This is a genomic window from Alloalcanivorax mobilis (assembly GCF_002864685.1).
In the GTDB taxonomy this organism is placed as follows: domain Bacteria; phylum Pseudomonadota; class Gammaproteobacteria; order Pseudomonadales; family Alcanivoracaceae; genus Alloalcanivorax; species Alloalcanivorax mobilis.
This window is the reverse complement of the sequence record NZ_NMQZ01000002.1, coordinates 17,217-38,360: the sequence shown is the minus strand read 5'-3', so window position 1 is coordinate 38,360 and position 21,144 is coordinate 17,217. Positions and strand designations below refer to the sequence as shown.

Here is a 21,144-nt window from a genome sequence, read left to right as displayed (position 1 = left end):
CGAACTGTCTTTCGTGACGTGATTGCGCTGAACCGCTAGCGTCATGGACGGCACGCTTTCGCACAACCTGCGGCAGCAAGCCGGAGCATTGCCATTGCGGTAACGAACCGCGGAGCAAGATTGGCAAGCGGAGCGCGCAGCGCCGCAGGCGCGAAGGCGTGAGGGATTGAAGCCGAATGGCCGTGACAGCGAAGTCGGCACGAGGCGCAGCCTGAAAGCCCGGCGCGCCTTGATGGCACACGGATGCGGGCTACAGTCGCGGACAAGGTGATGGAATCAGGAGAGATGGCTGGACAGGCAACGACCTCTTCAATGTGCAGACTGCACGCAAGCGAAGCGCGCAGGCCCGAAGCTGGAAGCTGGGCCGTAGGCGTGGCTGGCACCAGCCAGTCCCGTCAGGGATGAGCGGATAGCGAACCTGGAGCAGCGCGGTTCGCGAAGCGAAGACGTGAAAGTGTGTCCAAATGTTATGAATTTCTGGTAAATTAGGGGGTTGAACAAAGGGGGAGTTGAAAATCCAAGAGTTTGTGAAGTATCAATTCCTATACTTTCTAGTGACCATCCTCAAAAGCGATAACAGCGGTCTGAAAACCAAGTTTACGTATAGCTTGCTCTTAGACCGGTTAAAAATGGAGCGTCGATGAGCTTTCTTAGCGAGACCGAGGTTGAAAATCTAACCATTGAACGAATGATTTTCCACGTTGTCGATCCCGCGTCGGAATCACCCACCTTTCTAGCAGAAGTGAAGCCGCCGCAATGCGTCGATTTTTTTGTTGAACGCGTCAAAGAAACCCTTCGTGGGGCCGCGTACGAATTTCTTCCAGGTGCAGGTGTTCCCGAACTTCTCTATCGAGCTCTACCAACCTCTGACGGGGACGATGATTTTATTCAGGTCTCGCATGATCTCGCAGACCGGTTCAAAGACAAAGTCAAACAGGACAAGCGTCTTGCTCCAGGCGTATTAATGCTCTTTGCACTTAAAACGACAGGAAACGTTCAACTGGTCGCAGTTATTAAGTATGAGCACCAGCAAGTAGTCTCTTACTCCTACATTAAAGACGAGAGCGGTACACCAGTTTTAGACGCCGATGGAAACCCTGTCCCTGATCTCCAGACGCTTGTGGAAACATTTACCAAAGATCGCAAAGCTATGCAGAAATCTGCGGTCATTCGATTCCAAGATTATAGAAAATCCACCAAGCATAAGACGCCTCAATCATCAGTCGTTGTCATTGACCATTCATCCGGCCGCTACCGAGATGCAACCCAACATTTTGCCAACTTCTTGGATATTAAACGTACGTTTGAGCCTATCGAACTGACTAAACGTCTTGAAGATGCCGCTGTCGAATCTATAAAAGCAAACAAACATGAAGTTCCTGCCGAAGTTGCTAAAGCCCCTAAACGCTTTGTTCGGACAGCGATCTCAAGACTTGATGGTTTTGACTTTGAAAAGCCTGAAGAGTTTTTGAGCACTGTATTGCAGGGAGTTTCCCCTGAAGCAAAAATCCTTAAAACTTTTAAGAGCAAACTCGCCAACAAAAATATAAGTACAGAAGCATTCAAGTTCGAGGGAGCCACCCCCCCTGCAGCCGAATACCGTCGTGTAGTCACGAACGAAGGAATTACCCTTTTATTCAGTGCAGGACATGAAGAGAACAAAAACGTAAAAATAAAAGATGAAGACAATGGCGGCGTTGAAATAACGATACGGTCCACCGGTCTGGAACGGAACGATGAACTCGAAAAAATGCCTAGAATCCCTGATTGACGGGTTAGGAAATCATGCAAATATTCGAGAAACCATTGGGCAACTCGATATTTCCGGCCGAGTTTCTCCAGAACAATCGGATTCGTTTAAGCTGGCGTATGACGACTTCTTGAAAGAGATGTCTGACGAGTGGTCGGTTTCAATTCGCGATGGTGAGTTTTCAGAGATTTCTATAGATTTTATCACGAACGAGGATGTTACCCTTGTCGTAAAGAAGCCGGTAGGCGGCAGGGTTTTCTTTGCTACGTTGGCAGGGTTTTCATCAGCTCTTGATGATCAGTCGTTAACTCTATCCAGAGAGCTGTTGGTACTGGGCTCATTTACTGAATTCAAAACCCGAGGTTTTTCCGTTTTGCCTTGGGACGGTATCCCTTTGTCTGGTTTGACTTATTTAGACCCGAGCCCAGATGCGATTGACCCGAGAAAAGGCATCGTACGAGATCTAACTGGTACCACTGTTCCTGCTGACCCATATCGCTGGATACTATTGGGCGACCAAGGGAGTGGCGAACCGTGGGAGGTCTGGAAAAACAAGGCAACTCGGAAGCTAGCCACACTTTTTGTTTCAGATGTATGGGAAGAAGATAAGACAAAAATATCTCTTAATGGGGCAAGGAAGCGTACCTTTGTACTTGGGAATGAATGCCAGGATAACAATGCTTATGAGAAAGTCTGCCAAGCATCTGAGTGGCTACTTGTAAAGCAAGATACCGAAGCACGCCATGAAGTTCTTGTACGACGTCTTTCCGCAATTGTGAGGGATTCAGACACCAATACCGACTGGCTAACCGTATTACCTGAAGCACTGCAAGAAGCGCTTGATGGAGCGCGGCTTGATCATCGTGCATATGTAAGATCCAAGTCAGCAGAGACGGTGAAGGCAATGGCTGATCTTCGGAAAGCCGTCGGAGAAGATGTTTCACGTATCGTCGAGCGAGTTCATCGGCTATCCACTGGCTTTGTCGTTGGTCTTGCGGCATTAGCAACCGGATTAGGTGTTCGGCTGACATTATTAACATCACAAAAAAGTACGTGGCCAGCCGTGGGAATCATTTTTTGCCTCGTTGTTCTCGCAATTACTTGGGCCAGCATAACTCTTCAACGCCATGTCAGCTCGAAGTCATTAGTGAATGAGCTGCGAAACATGAGGCGTTGGCACAAAAATGTTCATACTGCATTAACCCGATCCGATTACAGGGAGTTGGCATTGCGCCCTGTATTGGATGCCGTCCGGCTATACAAGAAGACCGCCAAATTCACTAATAAAGGCATGATTTATGCTTCAATTATATTTTTGGCTTCCTTTGTTCTTATCCCGCTTTTTCACTCTGTAGAAAAGCCGCTCGAAACAAACATAAAAAGCTCTCAGACTCCTCCACCCAGTGCAACAGGCACTCAATCAACGCTCGCTATTAAAGAGGTTACACAACAATCCGGAGCGCCCACTGAGGCCACAGACAACTCAACGCAGACAACCAAGTCTGAAAATGACAAAGAGACTGAGAGTGCTGATCTATTAGAAGATGAGCAGCCTAGACCACCCTCCGAATAGCCGTTAAGAAAAAAGGGGCCGAAGCCCCCAGGATCAGATCAGGCCACGCTCAGCAAAGGACGTCGTATCGCTACCAGCGATGATGACGTGATCCAATGTACGCACGTCTACCAGCGCGAGTGACTCTTTGAGGCGCTTGGTGATGGCCTCATCGGCACGACTCGGTTCAGGATTCCCACTGGGATGATTATGAGAGAAGATCACCGCCGCCGCATTGAGCCGCAGAGCTTCCTTGACCACTTCTCGCGGATATACCGACGCACTGTCGATGGTGCCCCGGAACATCTCGCTGTATTCAATCAGGCGATGCTGCGAATCGAGAAACAGTACCGCAAAGACTTCATGCTCGAAACCAGCCAGCTTGGCACATAGGTACTCTTTGACGAGAGCCGGTGAGGTAAAGGACATCCCCCGCTGTATTTTCTGGTCGATAACCTGGCGCGCGGCGTCAAGAATCTGGTCCACCGACGCCGGCATATAGCGCCCCTGCGCGTCACGTACCAGAAGAGAGGAATCGAACGAGGAAAAGGACAGTTGCGTCATGATCGTGCTCCGGTTATTCGGGCGGAAATGCCCGGAACCGGTACCAGCACGGCGCAGCGCAAGCTGTCACAGGGTCATGGACGGCCATGGCCGCAAGCGTGCAGAGCACGTGCAGCCCTTGACGGCGAGAACGCCGTGATACGGTAAAGGGAACAGCAAGACCGCCCACACCCCGCCCACTGCACACACCCGCCTCTGGCAAGTGGAGCGCGCAGGCCCTCACGGGCCGGAGGTGTCAGGGATCAAAGCCGAATGGCCGCGATTCGGCACGAAGCGCGGGGCGCAGCCCGCGAGCCCGACGGCGGAACGCCGGGGCGCGTAGATACGGTAGTTAAAACGAGGTGTTGCCCACCCTGCGAACTACGCCCGCTGTATCGCCTGCTGCAATCGGCCCAGCAGCATCACACGCAGCGGAATGGTCAGGTACACTGCTTGAAATGATTGGCGTTACTTCTCAGATAACCTATGCGCCATTGTCCTACTACGGAAAGTGAACTATATGGCCAGGAAGCCAATGATGACACCGAACCATCTTTCTGGCAGGCACGCTCTTGCTGCCACCAGCCGCACACTGGCCTCATTTCTATCACGCACCCTCGATACGCTGGACCAGCATATTCGGGCAAAAGAGCAGGAAATCCTTCGCATCAAGGGTTTAGCCTTGCGAAGCGAGGAGCAAGAACACGAGGCAGCCCTCTCACCAATACGGACCCAGGCCGAAGCACGCAGAAAACGCTTCCTCCAGGTGAGGCAGAAAAGTAGGTTAGGCTGGCTGCTCTCTCCCGTTAAAACATTCCGGGCATGGCACGACTGGCGACATACCCAAAACCAGTATGCGCAAGCCGAACGCCACTTCGACGAACCAGACATTAAAGCGCGGCGAACCAGGGATATCGCCGTACACAACTGCGATGTAGAAAAGGAACGAAGCAAACAGCCAGCCTTGAAAAGGGCCTTGGCATCCTATCAGGCAAGACATACAGCGTTTACCAAATTCAAGAAGGCTGCAGCTGCGCCAATGGACGCTGCATGCGGCGAAGGTTGGTTGGCCGCCGACTTTGCCAAGAATTTCGAGAACATTGCCGCTTTGGTGCAAGCAGATCGCGTAGCAGAGGCCACCAAACTTCTGGAGAGGCTCGTTTTCCAGATTCGCCCTTCCGAAGCTGATTACGCACGTTGGCAACAGGAAGCCCAGAAAATTCGGGATAGGGCCTATCGCGACCATGCTGGCATTCCCGCCACAGGCGCCTTTACCGAAATCGCCAAGGCTTCAGCCAAACTTGCAATTGCCAGTATGCGGGACGCACCAGCGCAGAAACTAGCGCTCTACTCCCACCCGGCGGACCAGTGGCAGTTGCTCCCACTGCTGGCAACATCACCACAGCACTTGACTATCGACGTGCTCTGGACTGTCTACTGGTCCATGTTCCAGTGCGCACAGCAGACAGCAGACTTCCTTTCCGGCACCAAGGCGCATGAGGATCCGCTCAACGGCCGGTTCAGTGCCTATGTAGAATCTTGGCTGTCAGGATGGGCCGCCAAACGGATTCCGCAATTCGGCTATCCCAAGTCCTCATCTTATCTGGGCACCCTTCAACTCGCGAGCAAGGCTGAAGAAGCCCGTGTGGGAGCCGACCTCGGCGTGATCATTTCACTGAACGTGGGTGGATTAAGGTGCCGGAAAGCCGTGCTTTTACAGGCCAAACGAGCCGAACAGGGTATTGCTAACCTAGGGAGCGGCAAAGGCCAGCTCCCAAAACTTTCCAGCTTGCCTAGGGCGGGCTACTACCTGTTCTATCATGAATCTCCCTCAACTCCTTATCCTCCAGTGCCAACCGTCAGTTCGGCTGAGGCCCTGCAGCAGTGCGCGCTCGATGAGCAGAAGGATCCTGGATCCCGCCACCTGCGACTAGATGTGCGAACATCTGGTTGGGACTGGGCCAGCTTCGTTAGCTTCGGCTTGTGTAATCCCACATCCGACCTGGGCGAACCGTTTGATACGATTGAGGATGCATTTCGCATTCTCGGCAGTGGATCGACGGGGCATCTCCCTCAGCATTTATTCCTAGTCGCCATCGAAGACGAACCCTACGTCCTTGAGCTGAGAAAAAGGCTGCGCGAACACTACCGTGATACGCCGGAAAAGAAATACCAGAAGGCTATGGACAAGCATCGACGTTCTCCCCGTTCCCACGATGGGCCAGAGTTTAGCTTGTAGCGTTGGGTTATCAGTCGAGCCGCCGCACACCATTGCGGCGATCAGCACCCCTAACCGCCGCCCGCTAATTGAGCGAGACTGAACATGCAAACCTCCCTGGACCATGGCAGCAGGACACGCTCGTGGAACAGCCTTGGAGCAAACCTCCGGCGCTAATTCCGGAAGATTGGCCATAGCCATCCGGCCATTACCGCCGTCCTCTTCTGTGACTCGCCCCAGCAAGTTGGCTCAATTGACTTCAATAGCCACCATAGCTCCATCGCCCAAACTCGCCTTGAGCACGGCATTGGAGTCGTACATGGAATCCCAACCACGCCAGCCTCTACCACTACCGGGAACACCAGGATACGAGGAGTTGCCACAATACGTGGAGAATCCACCACTCCCCTTTCGCAGAACGATCCGCCGGCAAGAGTTGCATCAGATCGTGCCCTTGGCTGAAACAACGATCTACGACATGGAACGCCGTGGCGAATTCCCGCGTCGCTTCAACCTGACACCCCGCTGCGTGGTGTGGGACCTGGAGGAAGTGGAGGCCTGGATCGAAGAGCGCAAACGACAATCCCGATCAGGAAAAGCAGCCCCCGCTCCAGGACCGGACGTGAGACAGCGTATCGCCCGTCCGGTCCTCTGCCGCAATGACTGAGCGGCTGGCTAGGCGGTCAACAGTTCCATATCCCCGTGGTCACGCACCGGATGACGAATCGATTCCTTGGCGATATTCACTTCCAATGCCACTTTCGCTGCTTCCAGTACGCCAACATCAATTTGGTGGCCCCCTCGTGCCTTGAGCCAGTCAAGCACTTCTGCGAGATGCCAAATCGAGGCGCTACCTTCGTGAACCGGCACGGGAAACGTCGCTCGGTGGGCAAGCATCAATTTACGCATTGCCTGTCGGGAAACGCCCACAATGTCCGCCACATCGGTCAAACCAACAAGGTCCGGCGAGGCCTCGATCAGGCGCGCGGAAGGAACCACGCTTTTGACATCAGCCAGGGCGGACCGGACTGCCTCCTCAGCGCTGTCTGCCTCGCGGGAGAATTCCAGCGCCAGACGACCAGGCTGCCCCACGCCCACCAGGGCGTCATCACAACCGGCAGCGCCCAGGCGCTCCACCAGTGCATCCAGATCACTGTTGTGGTCAGCCAACTGGTATTTCAGCGTAAAAATGTATTCCATGGCTCAATCCTCCGGTTCCGTCTCACTCCAGCGCTTGTGGGTGGAGCATTTGTCCACCACCCTGCGAAGCGCCCGAGCGTGGCTGCCGGGATTTTTCGGCGTACTCCACACACTCGCGATACAGAACTCACCGCAGCGGCATTCATCGTCATTGTAGGGACAGTAGATCTTGCCCCAGGCATGACCACCGCCCACCTCGACTCGCCAGCCTTCCTCTTCCGCATGCTTGATCGCGGCTTCAACCTCTTTCTTCGGATGTGATGGACGAGTCATTCCTTGTCTCCAGTATGGGAATGACGCCCAAGGTTGTCAAGTGACAACCTTGGGCCATGAAAAGGCTTCCCAATGCTCATACCGATGCCTTCAATGCCGGCACCGACATACTTTCCGGCATCAGGGACGGAACGTAGCTGCCCCCTTCCGCCCAGGCATCGATCATATTGGCCCACTCCTGGAGCATGTGCCGACGCTGCTCGGCGTACTCCGCCTTGTTATACACCGCCCGTGAGGAGCGGCCATCCTCGTGGGCCAAGGCCTTCTCAATCCAGTCTCGATTGAAGCCAACTTCATTGAGTAGCGTAGAGCCGGTACGGCGCAAATCGTGAACGGTGAAGGGTTCCAGCGGCAGTCCCTTTTTCCGCGCTTGCTCCGAAATCTTCAGAGTCACCCGGTTCAGCGTGCCCATGGATATGCACTGGTCACCGTCATAACGGGCCGGGAGTAAGTACTTGGAGCCACCAGCGCAGGTCTTCAGCGCCACGAGGATGTCCAATGCCTGCCGGGATAGGTAGACGTTATGAGGAAAACGGCGCTTCATCCGTTCCTTGGGGATACTCCACACACCCGCTTCAAAATCCACTTCATCCCAAGTCGCCTTGAGCAGTTCTCCTTTCCTCACCAAGGTCAGCAGGACCATGCGCAGCGCCAGGCGAATGGTCGGCGATGTGGGGATGGTTTCCATCTCATGGACCATCAGACGGATTTCAGCGGGTGACAGCGCACGGTCCTTCGGTGCGAAGGTTGCGATGGAGGAAGGGCTCACCTCATCGGCCGGGTTGGCCACCTTCTCGCCATGCATGATGGCGTGCGCGTATACCTGCTTGACGATATCGCGAACATGGATGGCGGTTGCCGGCGCCCCGCGCTTCTTGACCTTCAGACAAAGGGCTCGAAGATCGTCGGGTGTAATTTCCACCAACAAGCGGCTCTTGAAGACCGGCAGGATATCGCGATCGACGATGTGCTTGCGCATGGCTCTGGTGCTGTCAGCCATGCCGGAGGCTTCCATCCACACATCAGTGAATTCGGCGAAGGTCTTCGCACGGGACAGGCGGCGCTTTTCCCGCTGCTTCTCCTGGGCAGGAGAGCGGCCCTCCGCCACCACCTTGCGGGCATCCAACAGGCGCTCACGCGCCAAGGCCAAGGAAATACCGCCCGGCCCGTAGCGGCCCAGGGTGAGGGTTTCGCGGCGGCCGTTGAGGCGGTAGTCATAGCGGAAGGTGACGGTACCGTTTTTCGACACCGTCACGTACATACCATCGCGGTCAGCGACCTTGTAGGTGGCAGCTTTGGGCTTGAGTTTGCGTAGCGCTGTATCGGTCAGCATGTCAGGGACTCTCCTGTGTTTGCGGTTAGTTACCGTCAAGGGTCAGGAGCCCTGATGATGTCCCTAACTCCTTGTTACCAAAAGAAGTTAGGGCGTAGTTTTACCGTCATGCCGAAAATTGCCATGACGGTAATTGGGAGAGTCGTTCTTCGAGGGATTTGCGATACCGTCGCTTTTACCGACAGGTGTTTCTGCTTGCCGCCGATAGCCACCGATAGGTAATGCGACGTAAATTCCTAAGAATCATAAAGTTACGTCGCTTTTCCGATCGCTACCGATAGCCCCTGAAAGACGTATTTTCACTCCCACTCAATCGTAGCCGGCGGCTTGGACGAAATATCGTACGTCACGCGGCTGATGCCCGGAATCTCATTGATGATCCGGCTAGACACCTTCTCCAGAAACTCGTACGGCAAATGCGCCCAGCGGGCGGTCATGAAGTCGATGGTTTCGACAGCGCGCAGGGCGACGACGTATTCGTAGCGGCGGGCGTCGCCGACGACGCCGACGGATTTGACCGGGAGGAAGACGGCGAAGGCCTGGCTGGTTTTGTGGTAGAGGCCGGCGGCGTGCAGTTCCTGGATGAAGATGTGGTCCGCCAGGCGCAGGGTGTCGGCGTATTCTTTCTTTACTTCACCGAGGATGCGCACGCCCAGGCCGGGGCCGGGGAAGGGGTGGCGGTAGACCATGTCGTAGGGCAAGCCGAGCTCGAGGCCGATTTTGCGCACTTCGTCTTTGAACAGCTCGCGCAGGGGTTCGACGAGCTTGAGTTTCATGTGCTCGGGCAGGCCGCCAACGTTGTGGTGGGATTTGATCACGTGGGCGCCGCCGGTTTTGGAGGCGGCGGATTCGATCACGTCCGGGTAGATGGTGCCTTGGGCGAGCCAGTGGGCGTTTTTGAGTTTGGAGGCTTCGGCGTCGAAGATGTCGATGAAGGTGTTGCCGATGATTTTGCGCTTCTTCTCGGGGTCGGCTTCGCCGGCGAGGCGGGAGAGGAAGTGGTCTTCGGCGTCGACGCGGATGACGCGCACGCCCATGTGTTCGGCGAACATTTCCATTACCTGGTCGCCTTCGCCGTGGCGCAGGAGGCCGTTGTCGACGAACACGCAGGTGAGCTGGTCGCCGATCGCCTTATGGAGGAGCGCGGCGACCACGGAGGAGTCGACGCCACCGGAGAGGCCCAGAATGACTTCGTCGGTGCCGACCTGTTCTTTGATGGTGGCGATGGCGTCGTCGATGATCTTGGCGGGGGTCCAGAGGGCGTCGCAGGTGCACAGTTCGCGGATAAAGCGTTCCAGCAGGCGGCCGCCTTGCAGGGTGTGGGTGACTTCCGGGTGGAACTGGATGCCGTAGAAGCGCTTTTCGTCGTTGGCCATGCCGGCGATGGGGCAGCTGTCGGTGGTGGCGGTGACAACAAAGCCTTCGGGGACGCTGCCGACGCGGTCGCCGTGGCTCATCCAGACGTCCAGGAATTCCTGGCCGCCCTCTTCGTGGTCGACGATGCCGTCGAGCAGGCCGTTGCCTTCGGCCTTGGTGACGCGGGCGTAGCCGAATTCGTGTTTTTCACCGGCCACCACGGTGCCGCCCAGTTGCTCGGCCATGGTTTGCATGCCGTAGCAGATGCCCAGCACCGGCACGCCCTGTTCAAACACCGCTTGCGGGGCACGCGGGGTCTCGGCGGCGGTGACGGATTCCGGGCCGCCGGAGAGGATGATGCCTTTGGGGTCGAACTCGGCGATCTCTTCGGCGCTGATGTCGAAGGCGCGGATCTCGCAGTACACGCCGATTTCACGCACGCGGCGGGCGATCAGCTGGGTGTATTGGGAGCCGAAGTCGAGGATCAGAAGGCGCTGGGCGTGGATGTCTTGCATGGCTTAAATTCCGCTGGACGCCGGACGCTGGACGCCGGACGCCGGGTTGTTGTGACGCTGGACGCCTGACGCCGGATACTGGACGCTTTAAAAACAAAAATCGGGCGAGCCGCGGCTCGTCCGATTTTTAGCGTCTGGCGTCCGGCGTCAGGCGTCCAGCTCCAGTGGGCTCAGCCCACTGGATAATTCGGAGCTTCCTTGGTAATCGTCACGTCATGCACGTGGCTTTCTTTCATGCCGGCGTTGGTGACTTTGACGAATTCCGGTTTGGTGCGCATTTCTTCGATGCTGGCGCAGCCGGTGTAGCCCATGGAGGCGCGCAGGCCGCCCATCAGTTGGTGGACGATGGCGCTCATCGGGCCTTTGTAGGGTACGCGGCCTTCGATGCCTTCGGGCACCAGCTTTTCGATGCCAGCGGCGGCGTCCTGGAAATAGCGGTCGGAGGAGCCGGTTTTGCCGGACATGGCGCCGAGCGAGCCCATGCCGCGGTAGGCTTTGTAGTAGCCGCCCTGGAACAGCTCCACTTCGCCGGGGGCTTCCTCGGTGCCGGCGAGCAGGGAGCCGATCATGATGGCGTGGGCGCCGGCGGCGATGGCCTTGGCGATGTCGCCGGAGAAGCGGATGCCGCCATCGGAGATCAGCGGCACATCGGTGCCCTTGAGCGCTTCGGCGACGTCGGAGACGGCGGTGATCTGCGGCACGCCGATGCCGGCGACGATGCGGGTGGTGCAGATGGAGCCGGGCCCGATGCCCACTTTGACGCCGTCGGCGCCGGCGTCAACCAGCGCTTTGGCGGCGGCGGCGGTGGCGATGTTGCCGCCGATTACCTGCACGTCCGGGAAGTTTTTCTTCACCCAGGCGACCCGGTTGAGCACGCCCTGGCTGTGGCCGTGGGCGGTGTCCACCACGATCACGTCGACACCGGCTTCCACCAGCGCGGCGACGCGCTCTTCGGTGCCGTCACCGGTGCCGACGGCGGCGCCGACGCGCAGGCGGCCCTGGCTGTCCTTGCAAGCGTTCGGGTAGCGGGTGGCTTTCTCGATGTCCTTGACAGTGATCATGCCGCGCAGCGCGCCGGTTTCGTTGACCACCAGGATCTTCTCGATGCGGTGACGGTGCAGCAGGGTTTGCACTTCGTCGGCGCTGGCGCCCTCGCCCACCGTCACCAGGCGGTCCTGGCTGGTCATGATGTCGGCCACGGACTGGTCGTAATCGGTGATGAAACGGGTGTCACGGCTGGTGACGATGCCCACCACCTGCTCGCCTTCCACCACCGGCACGCCGGAAATATTGTGCGCGTCGGTGAGGTGGATCAGCTCGCGCACGGTGGCGTTGGGGCTGATGGTGATCGGATCCTTGACGACGCCGGATTCGTATTTCTTGACCGCGCGCACCTGGCGGGCCTGATCTTCCAGCGGCATGCTCTTGTGCAGAATGCCGATGCCGCCTTCCTGGGCCATGGTGATGGCCAGGCGGTGCTCGGTCACGGTGTCCATGGCCGCGGAGATCAGCGGCACGTTCAACTCGATGCCACGGGTCAGGCGCGTCTTCAGGGACACATCCTTGGGCAGCACGTCGGAGTGGGCGGGCAGGAGCAGAACGTCGTCGAACGTCAGTGCTTCTTGGGCGATTCTGAGCATAGGGCACCCTAAAGCTAAGAGAAACTGGCGGAGTTCGGTCGCCTCGGGCACCGGGCTTGGGGCCGGCCGGGAAGCCGGTTTAGGCAGGTGGGAACCGGCGCTGGACTAACCAGGGCTCCGTTAATTAAGCCGATCATTATAAAGCATTCCCGGCCTTAGCGGCAATGTCCGGCGGCCATTGGGCAGGAGTTACAAGTTGAAAGTTAAAAGTTGAAACGCGGGCCGGCCGGCAGTGCTCCGCCCCGCCATGTCCGCGCTCAGGCGAGGCGCGCTCCCGGCCAAAGACCGCGGGCATGTGATGCTGCTGCGACCTTTTAACCTTTAACTTTCAACTTGTAACTGGCGCCAGAACGATAGGCGTTGAAGCTTGCCGCAGCCGCCGTGGCGCCTTACATTGCGCCCCATGGAACCTTCATCGCGTAGCCAACCGTTTTCCATCAGCCGTCTTAATCTGGAGGCCCAGGGCCTGCTGGAGGGCAGCTTTCCGTTGATCTGGTTGCAGGGGGAGTTGTCGAATCTGTCGCGGCCGCGCTCGGGGCATTGGTATTTCAGCCTTAAGGATGAGCGCGCCCAGGTGAACGCGGCGATGTTCCGGGGGCGCAACAGCCTGCTGCGGTTTCAGCCGCGCGATGGTCAGCAGGTGCTGGTCAGGGCGCGGGTGACCCTGTATGTGCCACGCGGCAGCTTCCAGCTGGTGGTGGAGCACATGGAAGAGGCCGGCGAAGGGGCGCTGCGGGCGCGCTTCGAGGCCTTGAAGGCACAGCTCGAAGCTGAAGGCCTGTTCGCCCAGGAACGTAAGCGCCCACTACCACCCTGGCCCCGGCAAATTGGCGTAATCACCAGCCCCAGCGGCGCGGCGATCCGCGATATTCTGCATGTGCTCAAGCGCCGCAGCCCGTGGACACCGGTGGTGATTTACCCGGTGCCGGTGCAGGGCGCCGAGGCGCCGGCGGCGCTGTGCCAGGCGTTGCAACTGGCGATCCGGCGCAACGAGTGCGACGTGCTGGTGATCGGCCGGGGCGGCGGCAGCCTGGAGGATTTGTGGGCGTTCAACGATGAGGCCCTGGTGCGCGCGGTGGCGGACAGCCCGATTCCGGTGGTCAGCGCGGTGGGCCACGAGGTAGATTTCGCGCTCACCGACTTTGCCGCTGCTCTGCGCGCGCCCACGCCCTCGGCGGCGGCGGAGCTGATCAGCCCGGACGGCGACGCCCTGCGGGCGCGGCTGGGGGTGATGGCACGCCGGCTGCGGCAGTTGATGGGCCACGACCTGAGCCGCCAGCGCCAGCGCCTGGACGGCCTGGCCCGGCGCCAGCGGGCGCGCCATCCGTACCGGCAACTCGAACAGACCCGCCAGCAGGTGGACGAGCTGCAAAGCCGCCTGAGCCGGGCGCTGCAACAGCGGCTGGCGCTGCTGCGCGGGCGCTGGCAGCCGCTCGATGTGCGCCTGCGCCAGCAATCGCCGGCCCAGCGCGTGCAACAGCAGGCGCTGCGGCTTCAAGGGTTGCAACGGCGCCTGCCGGTGCCCTTGTTGCACCGCCAGGAACGGCTGCAGCAGCATTTGACCTCGCTGGGCCGGCGGCTGAACACCGCCAGCCCGCTGGCGACGCTGGATCGCGGTTATTCGCTGACCCTGGTGGGCGGCCAGCCGCTGCGCTCCACGGCAACGTTGAACGAGGGTGACACCGTTACCACCCGGCTGGCCGGGGGCGAGTTTGAGTCGCGGGTCACCGCCGTTATACCGCCGAAAAAATAGCTTTGTCGCGGATTGGAGGAAATCTGATTGTCATCGGGCTCCTCCCGCCGCTGTTGACGCCCTTTTGGGCGTTCTACTTGATTCGTGGCGTTGGCCGCCTTCGGGCCGTCTTCGGCGCTCCAGCCGCGAGCGGCTGGTTTTTGTCAGATTCGCACCACTGAGCAACGAAGCCGCTGTGGGAGCGGTCCTCGACCGCGAACCGGCGCAGCCGGGCGGCGCGCCAGCCTCGCCCTACCCGGCTCTGGCCACCTGATCTCTCAGTTTCCCATCTTTCTTAAACAACAGATGAGCGACACAACAAGAGGGAAGCATGTCCGCCCGGAAGAGAATCACAAAAAACGGCTGAGCAGCCGCGCCAGGGCGTGGCGCCGGAACGGCTTGGCGAGGTGGGCGTCCATGCCGGCATCCAGGCAGCGCTGGCGCTCGTCGCCCATGGCGTTGGCAGTGAGAGCGATCACCGGCAGCGGCGGGCGGCTCTGTTCGCGCTCCCATTGGCGCAGCGCCCGGGTGGCGGTGAGGCCGTCCATCACCGGCATTTGCACGTCCATCAATACGCAGTCAAACGAACGCTGACGAACCAGCTCAAGGGCGTGCTGGCCGTCGCCGGCGGTGACCACCTGTAACCCCAGGTACTCCAGCATGCGCTGGGCGACCATGCGGTTGACGTCGTTGTCTTCCACCAGCAGCACGGTGCCTTGCAGGTGCTCGGCGGGGGGGGAATCCAGCGCCGGGGCCGGGTGGTGGGCGGGCCGGCCGCGTAGCCGCAGGCGCAGGGTAAAGCTGCTGCCCTGCCCGGCTTCGCTGGTCAGGGTGAGGTCGCCGCCGAGCATCTGCGCCAGGCGCCGGGCGATCACCAGGCCCAGGCCGGTGCCGCCGAAACGCCGCGAGGTGGAGGTGTCGATCTGCGAGAACGCCTGGAACAGCCGGTCACGCTTGTGCTCGGCGATGCCGATGCCGGTGTCGCGCACTTCCACGCTCAGATCGACCATGTCGTGGCTGTCCATGCTGGCCGCCACGCGCACGGTGATGCCGCCCTGTTCGGTGAATTTCACCGCGTTGGAGATCAGGTTGCTGAGAATCTGCCGCAGGCGGGTGGGATCGGAGCGCAACTCCAGATCGACCAGGTCGCCGGTGCCTTCCAGGTTCAGATACAGGCCCTTCTCGCGGGCCAGATAGCGGAACGTGCCCACGCCGTTGTGCAACAGCGGAATGGGCGCGAAGTAAGTCTGCTCGATGTCCATGCGGCCGGCTTCGATGCGCGAGAAATCGAGAATGTCGTTGATCACTTCCAACAAATGGCTGGTGGATTCCAGCGCCGCCTCGGTGTATTCGTGCTGCTCGTCGTTCTGGCGGGTGGTTTCCAGCAGTTGCAGCATGCCGAGCACGCCGTTCATGGGGGTGCGCAGCTCGTGGCTCATCATGGCGAGAAAGTCGCTTTTTGCCTGGCTGGCGGTCTCGGCGCGCTGGTGGGCTTCGCGCAGGTCGTCCATGGCTTTGTGCTGGTCGCGGCGCGCCTGTTCCAGGCCAGCGGCCAGTTCGTTGATGTCGGTTTGCAGGTTGCCCAGCTCACCTTCCAGGCGGTGGGTGCCACGGGCGTGATAATCGCCGCGCCGGATCACCCGCACCAGGCCGGACAAATACGACAGCGGCTCGGCGATGCGCCGGGCCAGATAGCGGGCGCTGATCAACCCCACCACCATCGCCAGCAGGGCGGGCAGCAGGCTGGCGGCGAGAATCTCCTTCTGGCGCGCCAGAATGCGCGCCCGTGACAACCCCAGCACTACCTCGCCGACCCGGTCGGGCAGCAGTTCCGGGCCTTCTTTCACGCTCGGCGGCTGGCGGTACACGCCGGCGTGGAATTCCAGCACTTCGCTGGTTTTCTGATCGGCGGTGTCGCCGGCGCGCAGCAGCAATTGGCCATGCTGGTCGAGAAACAGCACGTATTTGACGTCCGGCCGCTGCAGCAGCATGCGCGCCTGGCGGCGCAGGTCCGGCACGCTGCCGGCGAGCACGCCGTATTCGGCGGAGGCCGCCATTTGCTGGGCAAGAAACCCGCCCAGCTCGCGCACTTCGTTGTCGGCGTCCTCGAAGCGCTGCCAGATCAGGGCCACCAGCACCAGAATCAGCATGATCAGCGCCGGGATCACGCCCAGCCATTGCAGTTGTCGGCGAATGCCGCCGGACTTTTTCATCGAGCGTCCTCCACCAGGGCCCGTCGGAGCGCGGCGCGGTCTTCGATGCGCAGGTCGTAGGCGTCGGCGACGTAATCGTTAATTGCCGGCGAATAGCGCCCGGCGAAATCGGGCGCCGGCCAGCGCTGTTGCTGCTGGCGCCGCAGCAGCCAGTGAGCGACCGTGTCGAGCATGTTATCCAGCGACACTTCGCCACTGGCGGCACTGCCGGCGCGCACGAAGGCGGCGTCCGGCCCGATCACCGGCACCCGCTGACGGTAGCTGGTGAGCAGCACCAGTTTGGCGGTGCCGGCGTTAAACAGAGTGTCGTCCACCGGCAGCAGCAGGGCGTCCCAATCCGGCAGGTGGCGGCGCAGCACCGGGCCAAGCCGCTCGGCGCCGTTCACGGTGACCCATTCCACCCCGGCCGGCGCTGGCTCGCCGGGGCGCGGCGACCAGGCGCTGCCGGCGCCGCCGAGCACACCGATGCGGTGCGCGTCGGGCATCAGCTCGCGCAACAAGCGAAGCTGGCTGTGCAACGACACGCCCCGCCAAAGGGCGCTGCAATCGCAACTCGCCGTCACCAGGGCGTCGGCCTCGGCGCGGGGGATATCCAGGCCCAGCACCGGGCCGTGGCCCGGCTCGGCCAGGCTGGCGCGAAACGCCGCCGTCCCCACCGCCACGATCACCGTTGGCGGCTCGCCCGGCCCGGCCGCCGGCCAGGGCACACGGGCCAGGCGGGCCTGCAGGGCAGCGCCGAAGCGGCCCGGGCGATCACCACCGGTTTCACGCACCTCGATCCGCGGCGCGGCGGCTGTTTCCGGCGCGGCCGCGGTCTCCGGCGCCGCCACGTCCGCCGCTGCCAGGCCAATCATGGCCAGCAAGGGGAGCGCGCACAGCCAGCGCCGCGCCGCGCTCATCGCGCGCGTCTCCTGGCGTTGCTGTGTGTGCGTCTCCCCGTGTTCGTCATCCCTGTGTCCCCGGTTCCGCCGTGTTCCCCCGGCGGGGTCGGTCAGAAGTTCACCGTCATGGTGAGCCAGTAACGTTCATCATCCTCGTAGCGATTCTCTTCGAACACCTCCGGCTCGCTGTTGAGCGGGTGCTGCACCAGCAGCCGCCATTGCAGCTCCAGGCCGGCCAGACGCTGGCGAAAGCCAATCTGGCTGTCGAGGCGTTCGAACGGGTGGTCGTTGTAATCCCTGGCCAGATAGTAGGCACTGGAAAACCACCAGCGCGGCGACACGCGCCACAACCACAGGGCGCTGGCGCTGTCTTCGGCGGCGAAGCGGCTCTCTGAATCGTCGTTGACCCGGGTGTGAATATGGGCGCCGGCCAGACGCAGCAGGTGGCGCGCCCCGGGCCGCCAGGTGAGCTGCGCCTCGCCGCCCTGGTGGCGCACTTCTCCTTCATTGTTCGGCCGAAAATCGAACGGATTCAGCGGATCGCTGACCAGATGCCAGAGGTCTTCCCGGAACAGGCGCACATCCAGCTCGACGCCGGCGAAGCGGCCGTAATAGCCCAGTTCGCGGGAGCGCACGTATTCCGCCTCCAGGGTGCCCGGGCTTTGCTGGGTAATAAAGAAATAGGCCGGCGCCCAGCCGAGCAGGCCCTGGCGGTTACTGGCGAACGGCGCGTTGAGATCGTGGACCGCCAGATTGATGTCGGCCTGGTCTTCATACAAATCCGGAGTGCGCACCGCGCGGGCGTAGGCCAGGCGCAGAGTGTGGCCGGGCAGCACCTGCCAGTTAGCGCCGGCGCGCGGGCTGAAATAGTCGCCGGTGATCTGATCGTGTTCCCAGAAGCCGCCGAGATTGATGGTCACCGGCTGCAGCGGTTTGAGCGCCAGATTGGCGAACAGGCGCTGGCTGATGCTCTCGGCGCTGCCGGACATATAAGCCTGGGATTCACCCCGGTCATGGCGCACGTTGACGCCGGACACCAACCGCGCCCAGTCGGTGAATTGCAGGGTGTCCTGAATTTCCAGATCGTAGCGGATCTCGCGGGCATCCAGCCGCGCCTGGCCGCAAAATTCGCTGGCGCCACTGGCCTGCAGGGTGGCGTAGCGGTTCTGAATGCCCGGGTCGGCGGCGGCGGTGGCCAGGGTCTGGTTGATGTCGCCGCCGCTGGCCAGGTAGTGATCGCGCAGCTCCTGGCTGAAGAACAGCCCGCCCCCGGGGCCGGGGGCGCCGGTGATCGGATCATAAAAGCACAGATCCAGATTGGTGCTTTCGTTGCTGTATTGGGCGTAGCTGGTCACCTTGAGCTGATGACGGGCGGAGAACGGGTGCTGCCATTCAACGCCGGCGAAGGCCCGCTGGCCACGCTGCTCGGAGGGCTCGGTGTAATAACCGATGGATTCCAGACTGGATTCCGGCGGGCGGTCCAGCCGCGACTGGCTGCCGCCGCCGTGCAGGGTCAGGGTGTCGCCATTGCTCAGCTCCCAGACCGCGCGGCCGTTGATGCGGTCCACGCGCTTGCTGTCGCCGTCTTCGATGGGCGCCAGCCCGGCGTCGTAGCCGTCATCACGCTGGGAGCCCAGACTCAGGCGCCAGGCGCCGTTGTCGAACTGATGGCTGGCGCTGATGCGGGTGTCGCGGATGCCGTTGTTGCCAAGCCGTACTTGGGCCTGCTGGCCGGTGTAATCGCGCGGGTCGCGGGTAATGATGTTGATCACGCCGGTGAAGGCGTTGGCGCCGTAGGCGGCGGCCGCCGGGCCCCGGGTCACTTCGATGCGTTCCACGTCTTCCAGGGCCACCGGAATGTCGTTCCAGTTGACCCGCGCGAAACCGGGCTGGTAGACGCTGCGGCCATCCAGCAGCACCAGCATGCGGCGCTGATCGCGCGCCTGGGTGCCGTGATAGGCCACCGAGGGCACGTTGCCATCGGCCTTGGCCACGCTCATGCCCGGCACCAGGCGCATCACTTCATACAGTTCACGGGCGCCGCTGGCGAGAATCAGGTCGCGGTCGATCACGGTGACACTGGCGGGCACGTCGGAGATCGGCTGATCGAGACGGGCCGGAGTCAGCACGCGCGGCACATCGCTCTGGTTAAAAAAGCGATCCGCGCCGTTGACCGGCGAACACAACACTACTGGCAGCCCCGCCGCCAGCCATCCCCAATGGCGTTTCACCCCGTACCCCAGTAAGTTGAAGGTTACAGGTTGAAAGTTGAAACGCGGGCTGGCGCGCGCCCACGGCACCGCCCTGCCCGCGCTTTTAACTTTTCACTTTCAACTTTCTACTTCTTTACGTGCCTCATCATGCGACGCTTACGTTTGATCTGTCGATCCGTGAGCTTATTCTTGCGCCCTTCGAACGGATTGTCGCCGGATTTCAGTTCGAGACGAATCGGCGAGCCTTCAATTTTTAGCAGCTCGCGGAAGCGGTTTTCCAGGTAGCGCTGGTAGCTGTTCGGTAACGACTCGGTACGGTTGCCGTGGATCACCACGGTGGGCGGGTTGGAGCCACCCAGGTGGGCGTAGCGCAATTTGGCGCGGAAGCGGCCGCTGCGCGGCGGCGGGTGCGAGCGGGTGATGTCTTCAAGCATGCGCGTGAGGGTGTTGCTGTTGAGCTTGATGAAGGCGGAATCCCAGGCCCGCTCGACAAAGGCAAACAAATCGCCCACGCCGGTGCCATGCAGCGCGGAAATATAGTGCACCTTCACCCAAGGGGCGAAGTGCAGACGCCGCTCCACTTCCCGCTTCACCCAGTCTTTGTGATCACTTTCCAGGTTGTCCCATTTGTTCACCGCCACCACCAGGGAGCGGCCCGCCTCGATGGTGTAACCGATCAAGTGCAGATCCTGATCAGTGATGCCATCGCGGGCGTCCACCACCAGCAGCACCACCTGGGCGGCTTCCACCGCTTGCAGCGCTTTGATCACCGAGAACTTTTCGATGGTCTCGTGGACCTTGCCACGGCGGCGGATGCCGGCGGTGTCGATCAGCACATAGGGGCGGTCCTGGCGCTCGAAGGGCACTTCGATGGAATCCCGGGTGGTGCCGGCGTGGTCGAACACGATCACCCGCTCTTCGCCGAGAATACGGTTGATCAGGGTGGATTTGCCCACGTTGGGACGGCCCAGCACCGCCACGCGCACGGTGTTGGGGTCGTAATCCACCGGCTCAGCGGGCTGTTCGGGCTCCGGAAAGTCGCCCAGCACCACGCCCATCAGGGTGCGCACGCCACGGCCATGGGCGGCGGCGATCGGCAGCACCTCGGTGAGGCCGAGGGCGTAGAAATCCGCCATCGCGGTGTCCGGGTCCAGGCCGTCGGTCTTGTTGACCACCAGATAGACCGGCTTGGGCAACCGGCGCAGCTCGTTGGCGACCTGCTGGTCGGCGGCGGTCAGCCCGGCGCGGCCATCCACCAGAAACAGTACCGCGTCCGCTTCGCCCACCGCCAGCCGCGCCTGATCGGTCATCGGCCGATCAATGCCCTCCTCGCTCTCACCGATGCCACCGGTGTCCACCACCGTGTAGGGGCGCTCACCGAGCTTGCCGTCGCCATACTGGCGGTCCCGGGTGAGACCGGGGAAATCCGCCACGATGGCATCGCGGGTGCGGGTAAGGCGATTAAACAGGGTGGATTTGCCCACATTGGGGCGGCCCACCAGGGCGAGAACGGGTTTCATTGGGTGCTCAATCGGATTGGAGGTGGCGATATATCGGGGCAGGATACAGGCGTCGGGAGGATTAGCGAAGGGGTTTGGTTAAGCGCTGGACGCTAGACGCCGGACGCCGGACGCCAAACCCGTAACCGGGACGGAACGGGGTGTTTCCTCAAACGCGGTAGCAGAAAACACCCCAACCCGCTCAGGCTTGGGGTTTGGCGTCTAG

15 protein-coding genes are annotated in these 21,144 nt (G+C 60.7%); 5 read left to right on the top strand and 10 right to left on the bottom strand.

The window, feature by feature from the left end; genetic code table 11:
- Window positions 1–640 precede the first annotated feature (640 nt).
- Together CGS25_RS01775 and CGS25_RS01770 are read left to right on the top strand one after the other, a co-directional pair.
- On the top strand, window positions 641–1,771 hold the full coding sequence (locus CGS25_RS01775) for a nucleoid-associated protein (protein WP_101674368.1): 1,131 nt from the start codon (window positions 641–643) through the stop codon (window positions 1,769–1,771).
- Complete coding sequence (locus tag CGS25_RS01770) at window positions 1,737–3,323, top strand: hypothetical protein (protein ID WP_232802201.1); 1,587 nt, start codon at window positions 1,737–1,739, stop codon at window positions 3,321–3,323. Before CGS25_RS01775 ends, CGS25_RS01770 begins: the two co-directional genes overlap by 35 nt.
- Before the next feature lie 33 nt (window positions 3,324–3,356).
- On the opposite strand, the gene radC is transcribed toward CGS25_RS01770, so the two are convergent.
- Complete coding sequence (gene radC / locus CGS25_RS01765; RefSeq protein WP_101674367.1) at window positions 3,357–3,866, bottom strand: RadC family protein; 510 nt, start codon at window positions 3,864–3,866, stop codon at window positions 3,357–3,359.
- A gap of 514 nt (window positions 3,867–4,380) precedes the next feature.
- Here radC and CGS25_RS01760 point away from each other — a divergent pair.
- A complete protein-coding gene (locus CGS25_RS01760) occupies window positions 4,381–6,084 on the top strand; it encodes a hypothetical protein (RefSeq protein ID WP_157933761.1) in 1,704 nt (567 codons plus the stop codon).
- A 298-nt stretch (window positions 6,085–6,382) separates the two neighbouring features.
- Window positions 6,383–6,730: a helix-turn-helix transcriptional regulator gene (locus CGS25_RS01755; protein WP_101674365.1), complete on the top strand. Its 348-nt coding sequence runs from the start codon at window positions 6,383–6,385 to the stop codon at window positions 6,728–6,730.
- Between the two features lie 8 nt (window positions 6,731–6,738).
- On the opposite strand, the gene CGS25_RS01750 is transcribed toward CGS25_RS01755, so the two are convergent.
- The 5 genes from CGS25_RS01750 to guaB form a co-directional block, all read right to left on the bottom strand.
- Window positions 6,739–7,263, bottom strand: coding sequence for a helix-turn-helix transcriptional regulator (locus CGS25_RS01750; protein ID WP_101674364.1), 525 nt, complete (start codon window positions 7,261–7,263; stop codon window positions 6,739–6,741).
- Between the two features lie 3 nt (window positions 7,264–7,266).
- On the bottom strand, window positions 7,267–7,536 hold the full coding sequence (locus CGS25_RS01745) for a hypothetical protein (RefSeq protein WP_101674363.1): 270 nt from the start codon (window positions 7,534–7,536) through the stop codon (window positions 7,267–7,269).
- A 76-nt stretch (window positions 7,537–7,612) separates the two neighbouring features.
- Window positions 7,613–8,869, bottom strand: a complete 1,257-nt coding sequence (locus CGS25_RS01740) for a tyrosine-type recombinase/integrase (protein WP_101674362.1) — start codon at window positions 8,867–8,869, stop codon at window positions 7,613–7,615.
- Window positions 8,870–9,168: 299 nt separating this feature from the next.
- Complete coding sequence (guaA, locus tag CGS25_RS01735; RefSeq protein WP_101674361.1) at window positions 9,169–10,740, bottom strand: glutamine-hydrolyzing GMP synthase; 1,572 nt, start codon at window positions 10,738–10,740, stop codon at window positions 9,169–9,171.
- Window positions 10,741–10,910: 170 nt separating this feature from the next.
- Window positions 10,911–12,380: an IMP dehydrogenase gene (gene guaB / locus CGS25_RS01730; RefSeq protein WP_101674360.1), complete on the bottom strand. Its 1,470-nt coding sequence runs from the start codon at window positions 12,378–12,380 to the stop codon at window positions 10,911–10,913.
- A 403-nt stretch (window positions 12,381–12,783) separates the two neighbouring features.
- On the opposite strand from guaB, the gene xseA reads away from it, so the two are divergent.
- A complete protein-coding gene (xseA, locus tag CGS25_RS01725) occupies window positions 12,784–14,133 on the top strand; it encodes an exodeoxyribonuclease VII large subunit (RefSeq protein WP_101674359.1) in 1,350 nt (449 codons plus the stop codon).
- A 329-nt stretch (window positions 14,134–14,462) separates the two neighbouring features.
- Here xseA and CGS25_RS01720 read toward each other — a convergent pair whose 3' ends face one another.
- From CGS25_RS01720 to der, 4 genes are all read right to left on the bottom strand, one after another.
- Window positions 14,463–16,325, bottom strand: a complete 1,863-nt coding sequence (locus tag CGS25_RS01720; RefSeq protein WP_101674358.1) for an ATP-binding protein — start codon at window positions 16,323–16,325, stop codon at window positions 14,463–14,465.
- A complete protein-coding gene (locus CGS25_RS01715; protein ID WP_101674357.1) occupies window positions 16,322–17,224 on the bottom strand; it encodes a hypothetical protein in 903 nt (300 codons plus the stop codon). Before CGS25_RS01715 ends, CGS25_RS01720 begins: the two co-directional genes overlap by 4 nt.
- 92 nt (window positions 17,225–17,316) lie before the next feature.
- Window positions 17,317–19,437, bottom strand: a complete 2,121-nt coding sequence (locus CGS25_RS01710; RefSeq protein ID WP_232802200.1) for a TonB-dependent receptor plug domain-containing protein — start codon at window positions 19,435–19,437, stop codon at window positions 17,317–17,319.
- A 107-nt stretch (window positions 19,438–19,544) separates the two neighbouring features.
- Entirely contained in the window at window positions 19,545–20,939 is a 1,395-nt protein-coding gene (gene der, locus CGS25_RS01705; protein ID WP_101674355.1) for a ribosome biogenesis GTPase Der, read from the bottom strand.
- Window positions 20,940–21,144 lie beyond the last annotated feature (205 nt).

Excerpts from the sequence above, each read along its gene's own strand:
- guaB (WP_101674360.1), bottom strand. The coding sequence starts at position 12,380 with ATGCTCAGAATCGCCCAAGAAGCACTGACGTTCGACGACGTTCTGCTC.
- guaA (WP_101674361.1), bottom strand. The coding sequence starts at position 10,740 with ATGCAAGACATCCACGCCCAGCGCCTTCTGATCCTCGACTTCGGCTCC.
- CGS25_RS01750 (WP_101674364.1), bottom strand. The coding sequence starts at position 7,263 with ATGGAATACATTTTTACGCTGAAATACCAGTTGGCTGACCACAACAGT.
- CGS25_RS01770 (WP_232802201.1), top strand. The coding sequence starts at position 1,737 with ATGAACTCGAAAAAATGCCTAGAATCCCTGATTGACGGGTTAGGAAAT.
- der (WP_101674355.1), bottom strand. The coding sequence starts at position 20,939 with ATGAAACCCGTTCTCGCCCTGGTGGGCCGCCCCAATGTGGGCAAATCC.
- xseA (WP_101674359.1), top strand. The coding sequence starts at position 12,784 with ATGGAACCTTCATCGCGTAGCCAACCGTTTTCCATCAGCCGTCTTAAT.
- CGS25_RS01775 (WP_101674368.1), top strand. The coding sequence starts at position 641 with ATGAGCTTTCTTAGCGAGACCGAGGTTGAAAATCTAACCATTGAACGA.
- CGS25_RS01745 (WP_101674363.1), bottom strand. The coding sequence starts at position 7,536 with ATGACTCGTCCATCACATCCGAAGAAAGAGGTTGAAGCCGCGATCAAG.
- CGS25_RS01760 (WP_157933761.1), top strand. The coding sequence starts at position 4,381 with ATGATGACACCGAACCATCTTTCTGGCAGGCACGCTCTTGCTGCCACC.
- CGS25_RS01715 (WP_101674357.1), bottom strand. The coding sequence starts at position 17,224 with ATGAGCGCGGCGCGGCGCTGGCTGTGCGCGCTCCCCTTGCTGGCCATG.
- CGS25_RS01720 (WP_101674358.1), bottom strand. The coding sequence starts at position 16,325 with ATGAAAAAGTCCGGCGGCATTCGCCGACAACTGCAATGGCTGGGCGTG.
- radC (WP_101674367.1), bottom strand. The coding sequence starts at position 3,866 with ATGACGCAACTGTCCTTTTCCTCGTTCGATTCCTCTCTTCTGGTACGT.
- CGS25_RS01755 (WP_101674365.1), top strand. The coding sequence starts at position 6,383 with ATGGAATCCCAACCACGCCAGCCTCTACCACTACCGGGAACACCAGGA.
- CGS25_RS01740 (WP_101674362.1), bottom strand. The coding sequence starts at position 8,869 with ATGCTGACCGATACAGCGCTACGCAAACTCAAGCCCAAAGCTGCCACC.